Source organism: Mycobacterium sp. WMMD1722, from assembly GCF_049315205.1.
Classification (GTDB): domain Bacteria; phylum Actinomycetota; class Actinomycetes; order Mycobacteriales; family Mycobacteriaceae; genus Mycobacterium.
Window position 1 is genome coordinate 1,584,747 of record NZ_CP186056.1, and the last position, 17,213, is coordinate 1,601,959.

Below are 17,213 nucleotides of genomic sequence, written 5' to 3' on the forward strand. Positions count from 1 at the left end.
GGGCATTGATCGGATGGTCCTGGTGAACGAATCTGCCGAGGTCGACGGAGTGCACAGCCGGATCGCGGATCTGGTACAGGAATTGCACGGCCGGTTGGATGCTGACGCCGACACCGTGATCGCCGAACTCGTCGAGCACGCGGCGGTCGAGATTCCCGGCGCCGAATACGCCGGGGTCACCATCACCCGCGACGATCGACGCATCGACACGCCTGCGGCGACGGACAAGTGGCCGATCCTGCTCGACGAAATCCAGCAACGCCACCGCGAGGGTCCGTGTCTGTCGGCCGCGTGGGAGGAGCGGCTGGTGCACGTCGCCGATCTCGAGCAGGACGACCGGTTCCCGCTGTACCGGCGGGATGCGGTCGAACAGACTCCGATCCGCTCGATCATGGCGTTTCAGATGTTCATCGCCGGCGAGACGATGGGGGCGCTGAACGTCTACGCCGAACAACCGAATGCGTTCGGACCGCAGACCAGGGAGATCGGCCGCATCTTCGCCGTCCATTCGTCGGTGGCGTGGAAGTCGGCGCGGCGCGTCGAGCAGTTCCAGCAGGCCCTGTCCAGCCGAGATGTGATCGGTCAGGCCAAGGGCATGGTGATGGAGCGGTACGCCGTCGACGCCGTGCAGGCCTTCGAGCTGCTGCGCAAACTGTCCCAGGATTCGAACGTGCCGCTGATCCGGATCGCCACCGATCTGGTGGCCGGGGCCAAGCCCGAGGGCTGAGCTGTCGAGTGTGCGCCGTGGTTTCCGAGTGTGAACCCATGGCGGCGATCGGGGCCCCGCAGCCACCGTGAGTTCACACTCGGCGCGATGACTGCACTCTCGAGAGCCTGCCCCGTGGCCGACGGTGTTTCACACCCCCTACTCGGGGGCACCACAAAGCCCGTAACGGCAACGCAGGGGTTGGTAGTGATGAGTCTTGAATCGAAACCGACGACCGATGCGTCGGTCGGTGAGTTGATGGGTCAGCTGTCGGCGCAGACGTCGCGTCTGGTGCGCGACGAACTGCGCTTGGCGCAGAAAGAGTTCCAGGAGTCCGCCAGACACGCGGGTATCGGGGCGGGGCTGCTGAGTGTCGCGGGACTGTTCGCGTTTCTCGGCCTGGTCACCGTGATCGCGGCCGCGGTCGCGGCGTTGTCGCTGATTCTGCCGGTGTGGGCGGCCGCGCTGATCGTGGCGGCCGTGTTGTTCGTCGTCGCCGGCGTCGCCGCTCTGGTGAGTAAGAAGCAGGTCGAGGAGGTCACGCCGACGGCACCCCGGACCGCGCAGACCGTCAAGGCCGACCTCCAAGAGATCAAGGACCGCACCTGATGACCGCACCGGAACCTCGTCCTGAGCCCGGACCCGACGCCGGCAAGGACGACATCGAGGCTGACATCGAAGCCACCCGTCAGGAGCTCGGCGACACCGTCGAGGCGCTGCAGGCCAAGCTCGACGTCAAACAGCGCGCGCACGACAAGGTCGACGAGACCAAACAGCGCGTCTCCGACACCGCGCACACCGCGCAGCAGACCGCCCGCCAGCAGCCGGCGATCCCCGCGGCCGCGGTCGCGGCGATCCTCGCTGTCGTCGCCGGTGTGGTGATCTGGCGCCGCCGCCGCCGGTGAGGACACCGCCGCCGGTGCCGGGCGGGGTGTTCGACCCCGTGCCCGGCAACTGACCGGCACCGGTTCGGTGCGGGCCCGGCAACGGGTGACAGGCTTGACCGATGACCGACGGTGATTTTGTCCGCGAGGACGCCCTGCAGGACGTGACGACGCCGGCCGGCACGCTGCGCTACTACGACACCGGTGGCGACCGTCCCCCGCTGCTGTTCTTGCATGGATCCGGACCGGGGGTCACCGGTTGGCGGAACTTCCGGGGCGTCCTGCCCGCCTTCCGCGCGCACTTCCGTTGCCTGGTTCTCGAATTCCCCGGATTCGGCGTGACCGAGGACCAGGGTGGTCATCCCATGGTCACCGCGCAGGGCGTGGTCCCGCCGTTCCTGGACGCACTCGGTGTCGAGCGCGTCGACATCGTGGGCAACTCCATGGGCGGCGGCGTCGGCATCACGTTCGCCATCCACCACCCGCAGCGCCTGCGGCGCCTGGTGACGATCGGGGGTATCGGCACGAACATCTTCAGCCCGGGCCCCAGTGAAGGCATCCGATTGCTACAGGAGTTCACCGAGGACCCGACCCGGCAGCGGCTGGTCGACTGGTTGCAGTCAATGGTGTACGACCCGGCGCTGGTGACCGAGGAGCTGATCGAGGAGCGTTGGCGGTTGGCCACCGATCCGCAGACCCTGGCCGCCGCCCGCCGGATGTACGGCAAGGCCGCGTTCGCCCAGATGATGGCGTTCATGCGCAGTTCCGACGCACCGATGCCCTGGGCACAGATGCACCGGGTGGCCGCACCGACCCTGTTGACCTGGGGCCGCGACGACCGGGTCAGCCCCCTGGACATGGCGCTCCTTCCCATGCGCACCATCCCCGATGCCGAGCTGCACGTGTTCCCGAAGTGCGGACACTGGGCGATGATCGAGGCGAAGACCGCCTTCGAGGCGACGGTGTTGTCGTTCCTCAGCCGTGCCGGCTAGGACACGAGCGACGCGCCTCAGCGCACCACGACATCGCTGGGCACTCGGGGTGCCCCCAGCGTGTCGCGATGGGACGGCGGCGTCCGGCCGCCCTCGTCGGTGATCCGGTAGCGCCGGGCGAGTTCGGCCGTGATGAGCGTGTGGCCGCTCAGCTCGTCGAGATGCGGATCGGCGAACAAGGCGTCGATGACGTGTCCGGTCAGCTCGGGCGTCTCGGCGTGTTCGGAGAACGCCTGCAGGCCGGCCGGATCCGCGTCGAAAGCGCGGCGAAGTTTCTCGGTCAGCAGAATGCCCATCCAGATCGCCGCCGTCCGCACGGTCGAATCCCGGAAGTCGACGGCCATATCCGCGGCCATCTTGTCGATACCGGCTTTCTGGGCACCGTAGGCCGGACCGTGCATGTAGCAGACCGAGCCCGGTGACGATGTGAAGACCACGAGGCTGCGCGCACTCGACAGCAGTAGTGGCGCAGCGAAGTACGTGGCGACATAGGCCGACCGCAGTCCCACGTCGAGGATGTCAGCCAGTGCAATCGGCTTCTCCCAGAATGGTTTTGGTCTCGACAGCGCTTCATGGACGGCGGCGGCGTTGTTGACCAGCAGGTCCAGTCGGCCGCTGTCCTGTTCGACGCGGGTGAAGAATTCCGCCACCGCCACATCGTCGGTGTGGTCCAGCGGCACCGCGATGGAGCCGTCACCGATGTCGGTGACCGAACGGCCGGTGCGATAGACCCGCCAACCCGACATCCGCAGCGCTCGAGCGATTCCCAGGCCGGCCCCGCGGCTGGCTCCGGTCACGACAGCCACCGGCGGCTCGTCCGAAGTCGTCATCGCACACCTCTCGTCACGTCACGCCCGGCGCCGACTCAGGCCAGCTCGGCGCAAGAGGGGAACATCTTAAAGCCCCGCCAAGTTGCGTTGAGTCGGCGACAGCCGCGATCGGCGAACAGCCGCCGACGCACCGGAGAAGGGAAGCTGCCGATGCCGACCGAGATGATGGCCGTTCGACTGCATGAGTTCGGCGGCCCGGAGGTGCTGCGTTACGAGGCGGTGCCGGTCCCCCAGCTGCGGCGCGGCGAGGTCCTGGTACGCGTGCACGCCGTCGGGCTCAACCCACCCGACTGGTATCTGAGGGACGGCTACGAAGGTCAGCAGTTGCCGGCTGAGGTGAAGCCGTTGATCTCGCTGCCCGCGATCCCGGGATCGGACGTGTCGGGCGTCGTGGCGGCCGTGGCCGATGACGTGGTGGGCTTCGCGGCCGGCGACGAGGTCTTCGGCATGCTGCGGTTCCCGAGCTTCGGCGACAGTGCCGCCTACGCCCAGTATGTCGCCGCGCCCGCATCTGATGTGGCGCACAAGCCCCGCGGCATCGATCATGTGCATGCCGCGGCGACCCCGATGTCCGGGCTGACCGCATGGCAGTTCCTCATCGACGTCGGTCACGAAGAAGCCAATCCCTTTCAACAGCAGGCACATCGGCCCGTACCACTGGAGGGCAGCACCGTTGTGGTGAACGGCGCCGGCGGTGGAGTGGGGCATATCGCCGTGCAACTGGCCGCGGCGCGGGGCGCACGCGTCATCGCGGTCGCATCCGGTAGGCACGAAGCGCTGTTGCGCGAATTGGGTGCCGCTGAGGTCATCGACTACACGAAGCGCCGGCCCGAGGACCTGGTGCGCGATGCCGATCTCGTCCTCGACACCGTGGGTGGCCCCACCACCGGCCGCTTTCTGCGGACCCTCAAGCGGGGCGGAGCGCTGTTCCCGGTTTTCCCCGGCTTCTCCGAAGCACCGGTTGCCGCCGAACTGGGCGTGACGGTGTCGATGACCCAGGTGCGATCCAACGGTCGGCAGCTCGGGGAATTGGCGGCCCTGCTCGACGACCGGACGGTGCGGGTGGTGATCGACAGCACGGCGCCGCTCCAGGACGCCCGGTCTGCTCACGAACGGGCCGAACGGGGACATATCCAGGGCAAGATCGTCCTCACCGTGGAGTAGGACTCTGCCCGTGGTCCCGCCCACCGTCGCGCGCTCGCGCCGGGGCATCGCCGGTCACCCGGTCACCGCTGCCCAGCTCGTCGATCGTCACGGAATCCTTACCCGCGCGCTTGGCGTCATACATCAGCGCATCGCCGCGCTGCAGCAGCGTCTCTGCGGTCCAACCCGGACGCGACGTCACCACACCGGCACTGACCGAGAGCCCGTCGTAGACGTCTCCGGTGGCCAGCGCGACGGGCCCTCGCACGTCGGCGCGGATGCGCTCGGCGACGCCCCGCAGTTGGTCGACGCTGGAGATGCCGGGGCACAGCACCGCGAATTCGTCGCCACCCAGCCGCGCGACGGTGTCCCGGTCGCGGACCAGAGCTTCGATCCGCCGGGCGACCTCCTCGAGGACATGATCGCCCTGAGCGTGACCCCAGGTGTCGTTCACCGCCTTGAACCCGTCCAGGTCGAGGAAGATCAATCCGACGTCACCGGCGCCCTGCCCGGCCGCGACCTCGGAAAGGGCCCGGCGGGCACGATCGAGCAGCAACGCGCGGTTGGCCAGCCCGGTCAGCGGATCGTGCAGGGCCAGGTACTGCAGTTCGGCCTCGGCACGTTTACGGCTGGTGATGTCTTCGACCAGGCAGATCCCGTACGGGCGTGAGCCTCCGGGCGACACCACCGACGCGGACACCGCGCCCCACACGGTTGTCCCGTCGGCGCGTCGGAACTGCGTCTCGCCCTCGAAAGACTGTCCGGCCTCCAGCAGGAGCAGCTTCTGCAGACCCGAGGAGTCCGGTCCGATTCCGTGCTCGACCAGCTGGGTCACCGTCATGCCCAGCACCTCGGCTGTCGTACATCCGAGGATGTCGGCCATGGCGTGATTGCAGCGCGTGATGTGCGCCGCCCGGCGTGGCGCAGCCTCGAACATGAACATCCCCATCGGCGCCGTATCGAAGGCGAGCCGGAATCGCTCCTCGCTTTCGGCCAGCGCCTGCTCGGCGGCCTTCTGATCGGTGATGTCGGTCGCGACGCAGATATATCCCGCACAGCTGCCGTCGGGGGCGGTCATCTGCGACACCGCCAGGCTGACAGTCGCGTGGGTTCCGTTGCGCCGCACGTATGTCCACTGACGCACCTCGGCGCGCGCCGGCCGGACATTGTGCACCAGAACGTCGAACCCCGCGGGCACGGACAATGCCTTGGCTCTCGCCGCCACCTCCGCGGGGAGATGGAAGTCCATCGCCGCGGCACCGATCATCTCGGATTCCGTCCAACCCAGCAGCCGTTCCGCCCCGTTGTTGAACACGGTGATGCGCCCGCCCGGGTCGGTGCCGATGATGGCCTGCTCGGACGCGGCCTGCAGCACTCCCGCGAACAGATCGCGCGCCTCCCGCAGCTGCTGAGCACTCCTGCGTTCATGCGTCACATCGCGGAAAGCCATGACCCTGAACAGCGCTTCCCGCGCCAGCGGGGCCACGGTCAGCTCGACGACGCGCGATGTGTCCGTGGCCACCTCGACGTCGCGGGACATCGCCCGTACCGGCTCAGCGCCGGGCTGATCGATCAGCGCCGCCGAGACGACAGCGTTCACCAGATCGGTGTCGGCGGCCCGCGCGTTCTGCAGAACGACATCGCCGGCGGGATCGACCAGGATCACACTGTCGTGGATGCTGTCGAGTACGGCTGCCAACAGCTCCGAATCCCGGTCCGCCCGGTCGCGCGCCCTTCGCAGTTCGCCGATCAGCCGAGCGCGGGAGTCGCGGTAGAGAGCCAGGGTCAGAACCACCACCGTCAAACTGCACACCATGGCCTGGGCCAGCAATGCCCGCGTCTGCATCTCCGCGACGATGAAGACACCCCGGTCCAGCAGGGTGGCCACGACGATCCAGACACCGGCAGCGGCCAGGAAGAGTGTGCTGACCGTGGTGCTGTACCGCAGGGCCAACAGGATCGCGGGAACCATTGGCAGGAAGGCCATCGGCAGACCGGTGTTCCACCAGAAGACCCAGACGAACACGAAACCGACGCCGATCCCGTACAGCAGCGCCTCGCCGAGCTCGGCCGGTGACCAGCGGGGGCGCGACCACGTGACGTCGCGCAACCGCAACCAGATGGCCACACCCAGCAGTGCGGACGCGCCATTACGGACGGCGAAGAGCGCGAACGTCTCCCCCACCGGGGCGCCGGTCACGGGCGCCAGGAACGCCGTCGCGACCAGGGCCGCCGAACAGGTGCCGGCGGTCAGCGCGACGAGCAGGCGCCCCAGATCCGCGGGATCGCGGAGTGCGACCTCGGACCGCCGATAGGTCAGAACCCCGACCGTCACCACGGCAAGGGACACGTTGACCAGCACGAACCACAGGCTCAGCGCCAACGAAGCGCCGGTCACGATGTTCATCGCCACGGTCGTCAGGCCGAGCAGGCCGACGTGGAGCGCCCGTTCGCGGCGTCCGCACGATCGGATCGCGAGGAGCCAGATGACCGCCACCGCAGCTGCAGGCCACACCAGGGCGACTTCGCCACCAGCCAGCCTGGTGGCACGTCCGGCCAGCACCGCCAGCCCGAAGGCCAGCGGCATGGCCACCAGGTACGCCGTCGAGCGCAGACATCGAGCCATCGAACCCCGCTTCCGAGCAACCGTCACGATCAGCATGCGGCCGCGTTCTGCTCTGCGGGCCGGATCGTGCAGACGCGATCGGGCCGGCCTGATCTCACTGTCGCAGTGGCTTTCGCCGCCACACGAGGGCCGATGGTCCCTAGCCGCCCTGGGCGCGATGCGGTGGACTCGGATGAGCTGCCGACCACCTGAAACCAGGAGATGACATGACCAGCTCGTCCACGCCGCCGAGGCTCGCGTCATTCCTGGCGCGGGAGGCGTCGACATGACGGCACACGGACCCGACGTTCCGACCCTACGGGCCGCGCTGTCTCTGGCTGTCCGCGCTCCGTCGGTGCACAATTCGCAGCCATGGCGATGGCGGGTCGGAGAACAAAGCCTGCATCTCTATGCCGAGCCATCACTGCACCTCGAACACACCGACCCTGACGCGCGGGAATTGGTGGTCAGTTGTGGTGCCGCGCTGAACCATTGCACGATCGCCCTCGCAGCCCTTGGCTGGCGCTCGGTGATCCACCGGCTGCCCAACCCGGGCGACCCGCTGCATCTGGCGTCGCTGGAGTTGCACCGGCAGACGCCCGATCACACCGATATCAGCCTCGCCGCGGCGATTCCGCGGCGGCGCACCGACCGGCGCCACTTCAACGCATGGCCGGTCGCGGTGGGCGACGTGGCCCTGATGGGGGCCCGCGCGGCCCGGGCCGGGGTGACCCTGCGCCGGATCGACGCCACGGCACACTTCAGGGACATTGTGGCGCAATCGGTCTGGGAACATGTGTCGGACGACGACTATCTACGCGAGTTGTCGATGTGGAGCGGACGACACGCCTCGACGGCGGGCGTTCCGGCACGCAACATTCCCGTCTCGGTCGCCGACGCATCGATCCCGGGCCGCATGTTCCCCGGGGCGGCGATGGAGCAACCGGCCGGCACCGATCCGGTCGACGACAACGCCATCCTGCTCGCCCTGGGTACCGCCACTGACGACACGGTGGCACGGCTGCGCGCCGGAGAGGCCAGCAGTCTGGTGATGCTGACGGCCACGGCGCTGGGGCTGGCTAGTTGTCCGGTGACCGAGCCGCTGGAGATCAGCAGCACCCGCGACGCGCTCCGGCAGGATGCGTTCGGAAGCGCAGCCTTCCCGCAGATGCTGCTTCGACTCGGCTGGGCGCCGGTCAACGCCGATCCGCTGCCCTCGACACCGCGGCGTCCGTTGGCCGAGGTGGCGACCTGGCTGGACGGATCACCCTTCGAGTAACGGTTCATCCAGCTGGTCGGCTCAGCGCACGAGCAGCACCGAGCAGCCCGCATGCCTGACATGTCCGTCGCCGCACGGCCCCACCAGTCGGGGGATCGCGTCGGCATCGGTGTCGCCGATGACCACCATGCAGATGCCTTCGTGCCAGTTCTCCGCGACGAAGCGGGCGATCCCGTTCGAGGTGGCCACCAGCGCAACCCGAACGTCCGGGAACCGCGTGGTCAGCTCGGCGACCCGGCGGTCCAATGCGTCATAGCTCAACTCCGGTCCATCTCGACGCGCAGCGACCGCGAATACCCGATTACCGCGCAGTCGGGCCTCCTGCATCGCGGCTGTCACGACCTTGTCATTGTCCGGGGACTCGTCGAAGACGACCGTCAGCCAGCCGGCGGGGGCTACGCCGTAGGCATCGGGGCGGATTATGGCGACGGTGCACGCCGCTGCACCGGCGACCGCAGCGGCGGTGGAACCGAGGATGGTTCGCGCGATCCTCCCCATTCCGAGGCTGCCGACCGCCAGCAGCGCGGCGTGGGTCGACTCCGCGACCAGCTCGTCAACGGCTGCGCCCCATAGAATCTCGGTCTGGACGAGCGAGCCGGCCCGGGAGTCGACCACGCTGGCGGCGGCGTGCAGTACGGCCTCCGCATACCCCAGTTCCGGCCGACCTTCCGTCACTGACTGCGACGTGGTTTGCGTCCGCCCCGTTGCATGCACCAGGCGCAGCGGGACACCGCGGGCCACCGCTTCCTCCGACGCCCCGCGAACGGCAGCTAGGGCCGCATCCGATCCGTCCACACCGACCACCACAGCCGCACCACGATCGGTCGTCATGGTCGATCCTCTCCTCGGCGTCGCGCAGACCGACCATACGGATCCGGACCGTTGCACCACGGATACGTTGTCCCCCAGTCGAAGGGACCAAAGTCACCGAAGAACACCGAAACCGCCGTTCACTACCAATGACCCCCGGCCAAGGGACATCTGGCCCTTCGCCCCGGTCGTTACCGCGCGGCACCCTGGTTATCGCCGCACGGCGTCGACCTCAGGAGGCTCTCATGTCCGAGACGGCGGTCACTGTCGGCACCAACCGACTGACTCGGCTGTGGAGTCGCAATCCGCTCATCCGAGCCATCGATCGCTTCGAGTCGTTGGTGGCGATCACCCTGACGGCTGTGGTGGTGTCTTTCGTCGCTGTCGCGGGGGCGATCGGCACCACGGTGTACGACCAGAAGTCCGAGCAGTACGCGCGGCAATCCCAGGACCGCCATCCCATCACGGCCGTGGCCGTCAAGGACAGCACCATGCCCACCTACCCGGATGCGACGACCCACGCGGTGTCGGCGCGGTGGACCGCCGCCGGCAGCGTTCACACGGCCGTGTTCCCTTCCTCGCGCCGCGTCAGCGCCGGCGAGGAAATCACCATCTGGGTGAATGCGGACGGAAAGCCGATGCCGGCACCACAATCGCCATCGGATGCGGCCAAGGTGGCCACGGGCGTGGCGGTGCTGAGCTGGCTGGCCGTTCTGAATACCGCCCTGCTGATCATGTACCTGGTTCACCGCTTCTCCGACCGCACCCGATTCAGACAGTGGGACAACGAGCTGGCCCAGGCGCGGGGCCGTTGGCCTGCGCACTGATGACCATTGGCCCTCGACGCCGGCGAATCCGGCGACCTAACGGGGATTTCTCAACAGGTTAAGGAGACGAAATGGACTCGACGGCAACGCATCAGGGCGTCGTGGTAGGCGTCGACGGGTCACCGGCGGCAAAGGTCGCCGTCGATTGGGCGGCCCGCGAAGCAGCTCTGCACCGGGTACCGCTGACGCTGGTGTACGCGTTACCGAGCGCTGATGCTCGGATGTGGTTGGACATACCGATTCCGCCCGAGTTCTGGCAGGCCGCCGAGCGAGACGGTAGGGCGATACTCGACAATGCCGTGAAGGTCGCCGAGGACGCTGCGGCGGGTGCACAGCCCGTCTCCATCAGCTCACGCATGGTCGAGGGCAACGCCGTGTCGACCCTGGTGGATCTGTCCAAGGAGGCGCGCCTGGTCGTCGTGGGTAGCCGGGGCCTGGGCAAGGTGGGGCGCGCGCTCCTAGGCTCGGTCAGTGCAGGGGTGGTTCACCACGCGCACTGCCCGGTCGCGGTCATTCACGACGAGGATCCGTTGATGCCCCATCCCAGCGAGGCTCCGGTGGTCGTCGGCGTCGACGGATCGCCGACATCCGAGCAGGCCGTGGCCATCGCATTCGATGAGGCGTCTCGTCGTGGGGTGGAGTTGGTGGCGGTGCACGCGTGGAGCAATCCGACGTACTACTCCTCACCTGACGATGCCGGGGCCGCCGTCACGGCGCCCGCGGCCGAGGTGCTCGCCGAACGGCTGGCGGGATGGCAGGAGCAATATCCCGACGTGTCGGTGCGGCGGCTGGCGGTCCACGATCACCCCGCCCACCAACTACTGAAACAATCCGAGAGCGCCCAGCTCACGGTGGTGGGCAGTCACGGTTGGGGTGGGTTCGCCGGGATGCTGCTCGGTTCGGTCAGTTCCGCGGTCGTGCAATCGGCTCGGATGCCGGTGATCGTCGCCCGACAGGCCTGAGGCGCCGCCGGGCGGTGGACTGCGGCGGTCAGGGCAGGGGGGCCGTCCAGCGCAGACATGTTCCGCCGCCGTCGTTGGCGGCCACCGTGAGTTCCCCGCCGGACTCTTCGGCGCGATGCCGCAGGTTGGCCAGACCGCTCTCGGTGAGGTTGTCGGGGATGCCGATTCCGTTGTCGGCGATTTCGATGCTCAGGTTGTCGTCCACCTTCACCAGCACCGTCAGCTCCGTCGCGTGGGCATGACGTACCGCATTGCTGACCGCTTCGGAGACAACGGCTTCGGCGTGGTCGGCGAGCTCGGCGTCTACCACCGACAGCGGCCCGACATATTGAACGGTCGTCCGCAGATCGGCGCCGGCGAAGAAGGCGATCGCCTCGTCGAGACGCTGGCGCAACCGGGTACTGCCCACGGCGCCACCTTGCAGATCGAAGATCGCGGTGCGGATCTCCTGGATGACATTCTGGAGGTCGTCGACGCATTCGCTCAGGCGACGTTGCGCTTCCGGCGCGCGGGTGCGCGGAATGGTGCCCTGGAGCGCCAGACCGACCGCGAACAACCGCTGGATCACGTGGTCGTGCAGATCCCTGGCGATGCGGTCGCGATCGCTGAGCACGTCGAGTTCGCGGATGCGACGCTGCGCCACCGCCGCCTGCCAGGCCAGCGCCGCTTGGTCGACAAAAGCCGCCATCGCCTCCAACTGCTCCGCGGTGAACGTCTGGCTGCCGGTGCGCCGTAGCAGGACAACGACGCCGACCACCGCCTCGGTGGTCCGCATCGGCAGCACGAGCGCCGGACCGGCGTCGTCGAGCACACTCGTCTGGACATCGATCCTGCTCGAGGACAACGGTTTCCGGCTGACGAAGGCCCCTCCCACCACGTTGCCCACGATGGGCACCGCCGCCGACGCCCACACGTCGCGGCGCAGATCCCCCGCGGCCTCGACGATGACCAGCTCGTCGATCTCGCCGGCCGGCGCATCGCCATCGGCGGGCACGGCGACGAATGCCACGTCGGCGTCGGTCAGCTTGAGCGACTCCTCGGTCAGCAATCGGTAGACACTGGCCGGGTCGGCCCCGCCGAGGAGTTCGGTGGCGATGTCGCGGGTCGCCTCGATCCACGCCTGACGCATACGGGACTGCTCGAACAGGCGGGCGTTGTCGATCGCGATACCCGCGGCCGCGGCCAGCGCCTGGGTCAGCACCTCGTCATCCTCGCTGAACGGCTGACCCGAAATCTTCTCGGTCAGGTAGAGGTTGCCGAAGACCTCGTCACGGATCCGGATGGGCACGCCGAGAAAGGTCCGCATCGGCGGATGATGGGCGGGGAAGCCCACCGATGCCGGGTGATCGAGGATGTTCTCCAGCCGGATGGGTTGCGGATCGTCGATGAGGACCCCCAGGACACCGCGGCCCTGCGGCAGCGGCCCGATCAGTTCCCGCGTCTGGTGGTCGATGCCTTCGTAGATGAACTCGGCGAGTTCGTGGTCGTGACCGCGGACGCCCAGCGCCCCGTATCGCGCATCGATCAGTTCGATCGCCGTGCGCACGATGGTGCGTAACGTCGCGTCCAAATCGAGACCCGACGTCACGGTCAGCATCGCGTCCACCAGACCGTCGAGGCGGTCCCGTCCCTCGACGATCTCCTCGACACGGTCGCGCACTTCGGCCAGCAGTTCGCGCAGCCGCAACTGTGACAGCGTTTCGCGAATGGGACGTACGTTTCGGTCGTCGTCCGGCCCGACCCCGGTCATGGCACCCAGTCTGGCACCACCGATGGGCGCGGGTGAAGAGTCCGGTACCTCTCGACCGGCTTTTCAGCTCTCGCCGGGCAGATGCCGTCGGTCGAGTTTGGAGACGAACACGGCGGCCTGGGTGCGGCGCTCCATTCCCAGTTTGGCCAGCAACCGGGATACATAGTTCTTCACCGTCTTCTCGGCGAGGAACATGCGGGCGGCGATCTGCTTGTTGGTCAGGCCCTCCCCCAGCAGACCGAGGAGCACCCGCTCCTGCTCGCTGAGACCCGACAGCGGATCGGACCGTTCGACGGCGCCGCGCAGTTTGGCCATCAGAGCCGCGGCGGCGCGATTGTCCAGTAGCGAACGCCCGGCCCCGACCTCTTTGATCGCCTTGGCCAGTTCCATTCCTTTGATGTCTTTGACCACGTATCCGCTCGCACCGGCCAGGATCGCATCGAGCATGGCCTCGTCGGAGGTGAACGAGGTCAGCATGAGGCAACGCAGATCGGGCAGCCGGGACAGCAGGTCGCGGCACAGTTCGATGCCGTTGCCGTCGGGCAGTCGGACGTCGAGCACGGCGACCTGCGGTTGCAGCGCGGGAATGCGCGCCATCGCCTCGGACACCGAACCGGCTTCACCGATGACCTCGAGTTCCGGATCGGCGCTGAGCAAGTCGATCAGACCACGGCGCACCACTTCGTGATCATCGACAAGGAACACCGTGACCATGGACGACTCCTCGCCTCTCGGGATCGTGCCGACCGGCTCTGGCGTAGCGAAGCGCGGCCGCTGCGAGGACATTATGACCTCTGAGGCCCTCATAATGCGCTGCGCCGTTCGCAGATCAACACCGAGCAGTTCGTGTCGTGAAGCGCAGCTTGAGCGGCCGGGCCGGCCACCGCGGCGAGACCACCTCCGCGCTGTTGCCCGACCACCAGCAGCTGGATCGAATCGACGTGCCTGGCGAGATAGTCGGCGGTCGCACCGGGCTCAGCCACCGCCGTGACCTCCAGCTCGGGATATGCCCGCCGGAAGCGCTCGAGTCGCCTCTCCAGGTGTGCGCGGCTGAGCCTGTCGTTGTCGCGCACGGCGCGCGGGTCGAATCTCTCGGCGGGCCGGGACTGCCAGGTGGTCAGCACCCGCAGCGGCGCGCCGCGCAGGTGCGCCTCCTGCAACGCCGTCTCCAGAACGCTGATGCTGTCGGGCGATTGGTCCAATTCGGCCACCACCGAGCACCCTCGGGCCGCGACCGGATCGTGCTGACGGATGATGGCGACGGGGCAGTGTGCCGCCCTCGATAATGTTGCCGCGACCGAACCCACCCGCCGGCCCGCGGCGTGATCGCGCCCCAACGCGCCGACGCAGACCATCTCTGCCGTGCGCGATGCCAGGATCAGCGCGCGATCGGGGCGCTCCTGGACGATTTCGACCTCGATCTTGACCGGTCGCTCCAGCGACTCGACCGCCATGAACACCTCCCGCACCGCGATCTCGGCCGTCGCGAGGTCACGCGCGGCGTCCTGCACCCGAGGTGGGTCGTCCTGCGGCGCGATCGCGCACAGCAGCCGAAGCGGGATGTCCCGGCTGATCGCCTCGTCGACCGCCCACAGGGCGGCCGTGACGGCCGAACGGGAGCCGTCCACACCGACGACGACGGCCCGGGACGGTAGGTGTGACGAGTGCTTCATGGCGTCCCCAGTCCTTATCGGTTGACTCGACGGTAGGGGTGGTGCGGTGACGGCATTAGGGCCGGAAGTCACCGCATCACTGCCGAATTTCCAGGACGTCGGCGATCCGGCGGCGCGGAGTGGGGGGCGGTACGCCGTCCAGCGATGGGACCAGGCCCACGCGGATCACCAACTGCGGATGGTCACGCCCGATCACCGACGCGAGAAGTCGTTCGATGGTGTGCAGCTCGGTCAGGTGGCTCAGCGTGCCCGTCGCCATTCCTGCCATCGTCGCCTCGAGAAGGAGCTGGGAGAGCGTCTCACCGCAGCCGAGGATGTCGCGCGCGGCGGTGGAGTGGGCGGAGATGACCAGGATCTTCGCGCGGTCCTCCGGAATGCTCGGCCGCCGCTCGCTGCGATCGCCGTTGGCCGGGAAGACGCGGCCGATGTCGACCCGCTCTTGCTCCCCAGCGGACAGCAGGGCACTGCGGGGAATTCCATCGGAAACGGCGAACGCCCTACTCCACCAACTCAATTCGGCATGGTACTCGGAATCGTAAAAGCGGAGCGACTCGTTGAGTCTGGCTGCCTTCACCAGTTGCGGCCGGTCCTGATCGGAGACCACATCGACCATGGCCACCGATTCGTCGATCGCACTTCGCAGCATCACCTCCATCGACTCCCAGTCCGGCGGCGGCCCAAACGGCAATCGGTCGGTGTACCGGCGGGGAATCGCCTCGGCCCGGGCACGGTGCCCGTCGGTGACGTAGGTCATCGGCGAGAAGTCGATGCTGGCCAGGTGGCGGTGATCGGAGGGATCGGGGTACCGGTCGATGTGGGCGATCCAGCCGCGGGCGGCCATGGCCACCCGCAGGTGATCCAGGACCGCACCGCAACTCAACAGCGCTTCGCGGCCCGAACGGTCGGTCTGCACCACCCGATCGGCGTCGAGAAACAGTTGCAGCCCGATCTTGTCGGCGATCCAACGCCACGGCTGGCTGTTGTGCACCGACGGCGCCCGGCACGCCAGCTCGACGGCGTCCTGGATCGTCTCGATCTGCGGACATGTCCTGGTCATGGCTGGTCCTCCTGTCACCGTTGGCCTCAGGGTCACAGGATGGCCGTCGGGACGTAAGGGTCCTTCGTCACCGCGCGCCGCACGGAGGACTTTCGGCCCTGTGTGGCGAGGACCTTCTGACCAGGTCAGAGGGCAGAAGGCCGCTGTGGCAGTCGGCCTGAGGAGACCAGGATCGTCCTATGACGACGATCGAGGACTCCCCCGCCGCCGACGAGACTTCGCCCGCCGTCGACATGGCCGCCGCGGCTCACGAGACACACACCGGTGTGGTGGTCCTGCTCGGCGACCGCGCGTACAAGATCAAGAAGCCGGTGCTCACCGACTTCCTCGACTTCAGCACGACCGAACGCCGCGAACGCGCCTGCCGGCGTGAAGTGGAGCTCAACCGCCGCCTGGCGGCCGAGAGCTATCTCGGTGTCGGCCATCTCCAGCTGCCCGGCCGGACCACGGCCGAGCCGGTGGTCGTGATGCGACGTTACCCAGATCACGATCGGTTGCGACACATGGTGTTGCGCGGCGAATCCGTGGATCGCCACCTGATCGGGATCGCCGGCCTGCTGGCGGATTTCCATGCCAGGTCCCCCCGGTCGGCCGACATCGACGCGAGCGGCACGGCGGTCGCCGTCACCGGGCGCTGGACCGACACCCTCGACGTCCTCGACGACTACACCGACACCGTGTTGCCGGAAACGACCGTCACCGAGATCCGCCGTCTGGCCATCCGCTACCTCGCCGGTCGCGAGCCCCTGTTCGCCGGCCGCATCGCCGACTCCCGCATCGTCGACGGACACGGCGACCTGCTGACCGACGACATCTTCTGCACGCCCGGCGGTCCGGTCTTGCTGGACTGCCTGGAGTTCGACGATCGACTCCGGTTCGTCGACGCCATCGACGACGCCGCCTTCCTGGCCATGGACCTCGAATACCTGGGTCGAAAAGACCTTGCCGACCTCTTCTTGGACGCCTACCGCGAGCGCGCCGGCGACACCGCTCCGCGCTCGCTGATCGACTTCTACATCGCCTACCGCGCGGTCGTGCGCGCGAAGGTCGATTGCATCCGGGTGAGCCAGGGGCACGGCACTGCGGCTGCGGACGCCCGCTGGCATCTGGAGCTGGCCGCCAACCATCTCAGGGCCACCACGGTCCGACTCGTGCTCGTCGGCGGAGGGCCGGGCACCGGCAAGACCACCCTGGCCGGCGGCCTCGGCACAGCGCTCGGCGCTCAGGTCATCTCGACCGATGTCGTCCGCCGGGAGCTGCAGACGCGCGGACTCCTCGACGGAGAAACCGGCGCCCTGAACGCCGGCCTCTATGCGCCCGAAAGCGTCGAGTTCGTCTACGACACCGTGCTGCTCCGCGCTCAGACCCTGTTGGATCATGGCCAGTCGGTGATCCTGGACGGGACCTGGCGCGATCCCGCTCACCGCAGGGCGGCGCGGGAGACGGCCGAGCGCACATCGGCGGCGTACGTCGAGCTGGCGTGTACGACGACGCTGGCGGCCGCGCAACAACGCATCCAACAGCGGGCGTCGACGACGTCGGACGCCACTGCGCAGATCGCCGCCGACCTCACCACGCCCCCTTGGCCGGACGCCCACCACGTGGACACCGGCCGTCCGCTGGCCGAGTCGCTGGCCGAGGCTCAGCAGATCTGCTGCCTGGCCATCTGATCCAACTGCCCTGAAGGAGAACAGC

At 68.1% G+C, this 17,213-nt stretch carries 16 protein-coding genes; 9 read left to right on the forward strand and 7 right to left on the reverse strand.

Features of this window, described 5'->3' with window-relative positions:
- Positions 1–13 precede the first annotated feature (13 nt).
- The 4 genes from ACN27E_RS07345 (at position 14) to ACN27E_RS07360 (ending at position 2,582) form a co-directional block, all read left to right on the forward strand.
- Complete coding sequence (locus tag ACN27E_RS07345) at positions 14–727, forward strand: GAF and ANTAR domain-containing protein (protein ID WP_422747832.1); 714 nt, start codon at positions 14–16, stop codon at positions 725–727.
- Positions 728–916: 189 nt separating this feature from the next.
- The gene (locus tag ACN27E_RS07350; RefSeq protein WP_422747833.1) at positions 917–1,315 is read left to right on the forward strand and encodes a phage holin family protein; all 399 of its coding nucleotides are present in this window, start codon (positions 917–919) and stop codon (positions 1,313–1,315) included.
- Positions 1,315–1,611: a DUF3618 domain-containing protein gene (locus tag ACN27E_RS07355; RefSeq protein ID WP_422747835.1), complete on the forward strand. Its 297-nt coding sequence runs from the start codon at positions 1,315–1,317 to the stop codon at positions 1,609–1,611. Before ACN27E_RS07350 ends, ACN27E_RS07355 begins: the two co-directional genes overlap by 1 nt.
- Positions 1,612–1,712: 101 nt before the next feature.
- Entirely contained in the window at positions 1,713–2,582 is an 870-nt protein-coding gene (locus ACN27E_RS07360) for an alpha/beta fold hydrolase (protein WP_422747838.1), read from the forward strand.
- A 17-nt stretch (positions 2,583–2,599) separates the two neighbouring features.
- Here the strand turns inward: ACN27E_RS07360 and ACN27E_RS07365 are convergent, their stop codons facing one another.
- Positions 2,600–3,412, reverse strand: a complete 813-nt coding sequence (locus ACN27E_RS07365; RefSeq protein ID WP_422747839.1) for an SDR family NAD(P)-dependent oxidoreductase — start codon at positions 3,410–3,412, stop codon at positions 2,600–2,602.
- Between the two features lie 150 nt (positions 3,413–3,562).
- Between ACN27E_RS07365 and ACN27E_RS07370 the strand changes: the two genes are divergently transcribed.
- Complete coding sequence (locus ACN27E_RS07370) at positions 3,563–4,576, forward strand: NADP-dependent oxidoreductase (protein WP_422747842.1); 1,014 nt, start codon at positions 3,563–3,565, stop codon at positions 4,574–4,576.
- Here the strand turns inward: ACN27E_RS07370 and ACN27E_RS07375 are convergent.
- Positions 4,563–7,208, reverse strand: a complete 2,646-nt coding sequence (locus tag ACN27E_RS07375) for a diguanylate cyclase domain-containing protein (protein ID WP_422747844.1) — start codon at positions 7,206–7,208, stop codon at positions 4,563–4,565. The two genes, ACN27E_RS07370 and ACN27E_RS07375, sit on opposite strands and share 14 nt — an antisense overlap.
- Positions 7,209–7,446: 238 nt before the next feature.
- On the opposite strand from ACN27E_RS07375, the gene ACN27E_RS07380 reads away from it, so the two are divergent.
- The gene (locus ACN27E_RS07380) at positions 7,447–8,439 is read left to right on the forward strand and encodes an Acg family FMN-binding oxidoreductase (protein ID WP_422747846.1); all 993 of its coding nucleotides are present in this window, start codon (positions 7,447–7,449) and stop codon (positions 8,437–8,439) included.
- A gap of 21 nt (positions 8,440–8,460) precedes the next feature.
- Here ACN27E_RS07380 and ACN27E_RS07385 read toward each other — a convergent pair whose 3' ends face one another.
- Complete coding sequence (locus ACN27E_RS07385) at positions 8,461–9,270, reverse strand: universal stress protein (RefSeq protein ID WP_422747848.1); 810 nt, start codon at positions 9,268–9,270, stop codon at positions 8,461–8,463.
- A gap of 320 nt (positions 9,271–9,590) precedes the next feature.
- Between ACN27E_RS07385 and ACN27E_RS07390 the strand changes: the two genes are divergently transcribed.
- Positions 9,591–10,076 (forward strand): hypothetical protein, encoded by a 486-nt coding sequence (locus tag ACN27E_RS07390; RefSeq protein WP_422747850.1) that lies wholly within the window; start codon positions 9,591–9,593, stop codon positions 10,074–10,076.
- A gap of 71 nt (positions 10,077–10,147) precedes the next feature.
- The gene (locus tag ACN27E_RS07395) at positions 10,148–11,038 is read left to right on the forward strand and encodes a universal stress protein (RefSeq protein ID WP_422747852.1); all 891 of its coding nucleotides are present in this window, start codon (positions 10,148–10,150) and stop codon (positions 11,036–11,038) included.
- A 28-nt stretch (positions 11,039–11,066) separates the two neighbouring features.
- On the opposite strand, the gene ACN27E_RS07400 is transcribed toward ACN27E_RS07395, so the two are convergent.
- The 4 genes from ACN27E_RS07400 to ACN27E_RS07415 form a co-directional block, all read right to left on the reverse strand.
- Positions 11,067–12,788: a GAF domain-containing sensor histidine kinase gene (locus ACN27E_RS07400; protein WP_422747854.1), complete on the reverse strand. Its 1,722-nt coding sequence runs from the start codon at positions 12,786–12,788 to the stop codon at positions 11,067–11,069.
- A gap of 63 nt (positions 12,789–12,851) precedes the next feature.
- Complete coding sequence (gene dosR / locus ACN27E_RS07405; protein WP_422747856.1) at positions 12,852–13,502, reverse strand: hypoxia response regulator transcription factor DosR/DevR; 651 nt, start codon at positions 13,500–13,502, stop codon at positions 12,852–12,854.
- An 89-nt stretch (positions 13,503–13,591) separates the two neighbouring features.
- Positions 13,592–14,461, reverse strand: a complete 870-nt coding sequence (locus tag ACN27E_RS07410) for a universal stress protein (protein WP_422747858.1) — start codon at positions 14,459–14,461, stop codon at positions 13,592–13,594.
- 76 nt (positions 14,462–14,537) lie between these two features.
- Positions 14,538–15,518: an Acg family FMN-binding oxidoreductase gene (locus tag ACN27E_RS07415; RefSeq protein WP_422747860.1), complete on the reverse strand. Its 981-nt coding sequence runs from the start codon at positions 15,516–15,518 to the stop codon at positions 14,538–14,540.
- Positions 15,519–15,697: 179 nt separating this feature from the next.
- Here ACN27E_RS07415 and ACN27E_RS07420 point away from each other — a divergent pair, with 179 nt between their 5' ends.
- Positions 15,698–17,188 (forward strand): AAA family ATPase, encoded by a 1,491-nt coding sequence (locus ACN27E_RS07420; protein ID WP_422747862.1) that lies wholly within the window; start codon positions 15,698–15,700, stop codon positions 17,186–17,188.
- Positions 17,189–17,213 lie beyond the last annotated feature (25 nt).

Coding starts and splice junctions, on each gene's coding strand:
- ACN27E_RS07395 (WP_422747852.1), top strand. CDS start 10,148: ATGGACTCGACGGCAACGCATCAGGGCGTCGTGGTAGGCGTCGACGGG.
- ACN27E_RS07400 (WP_422747854.1), bottom strand. CDS start 12,788: ATGACCGGGGTCGGGCCGGACGACGACCGAAACGTACGTCCCATTCGC.
- dosR (WP_422747856.1), bottom strand. CDS start 13,502: ATGGTCACGGTGTTCCTTGTCGATGATCACGAAGTGGTGCGCCGTGGT.
- ACN27E_RS07355 (WP_422747835.1), top strand. CDS start 1,315: ATGACCGCACCGGAACCTCGTCCTGAGCCCGGACCCGACGCCGGCAAG.
- ACN27E_RS07360 (WP_422747838.1), top strand. CDS start 1,713: ATGACCGACGGTGATTTTGTCCGCGAGGACGCCCTGCAGGACGTGACG.
- ACN27E_RS07410 (WP_422747858.1), bottom strand. CDS start 14,461: ATGAAGCACTCGTCACACCTACCGTCCCGGGCCGTCGTCGTCGGTGTG.
- ACN27E_RS07420 (WP_422747862.1), top strand. CDS start 15,698: ATGACGACGATCGAGGACTCCCCCGCCGCCGACGAGACTTCGCCCGCC.
- ACN27E_RS07415 (WP_422747860.1), bottom strand. CDS start 15,518: ATGACCAGGACATGTCCGCAGATCGAGACGATCCAGGACGCCGTCGAG.
- ACN27E_RS07365 (WP_422747839.1), bottom strand. CDS start 3,412: ATGACGACTTCGGACGAGCCGCCGGTGGCTGTCGTGACCGGAGCCAGC.
- ACN27E_RS07345 (WP_422747832.1), top strand. CDS start 14: ATGGTCCTGGTGAACGAATCTGCCGAGGTCGACGGAGTGCACAGCCGG.
- ACN27E_RS07380 (WP_422747846.1), top strand. CDS start 7,447: ATGACGGCACACGGACCCGACGTTCCGACCCTACGGGCCGCGCTGTCT.
- ACN27E_RS07350 (WP_422747833.1), top strand. CDS start 917: ATGAGTCTTGAATCGAAACCGACGACCGATGCGTCGGTCGGTGAGTTG.
- ACN27E_RS07370 (WP_422747842.1), top strand. CDS start 3,563: ATGCCGACCGAGATGATGGCCGTTCGACTGCATGAGTTCGGCGGCCCG.
- ACN27E_RS07385 (WP_422747848.1), bottom strand. CDS start 9,270: ATGACGACCGATCGTGGTGCGGCTGTGGTGGTCGGTGTGGACGGATCG.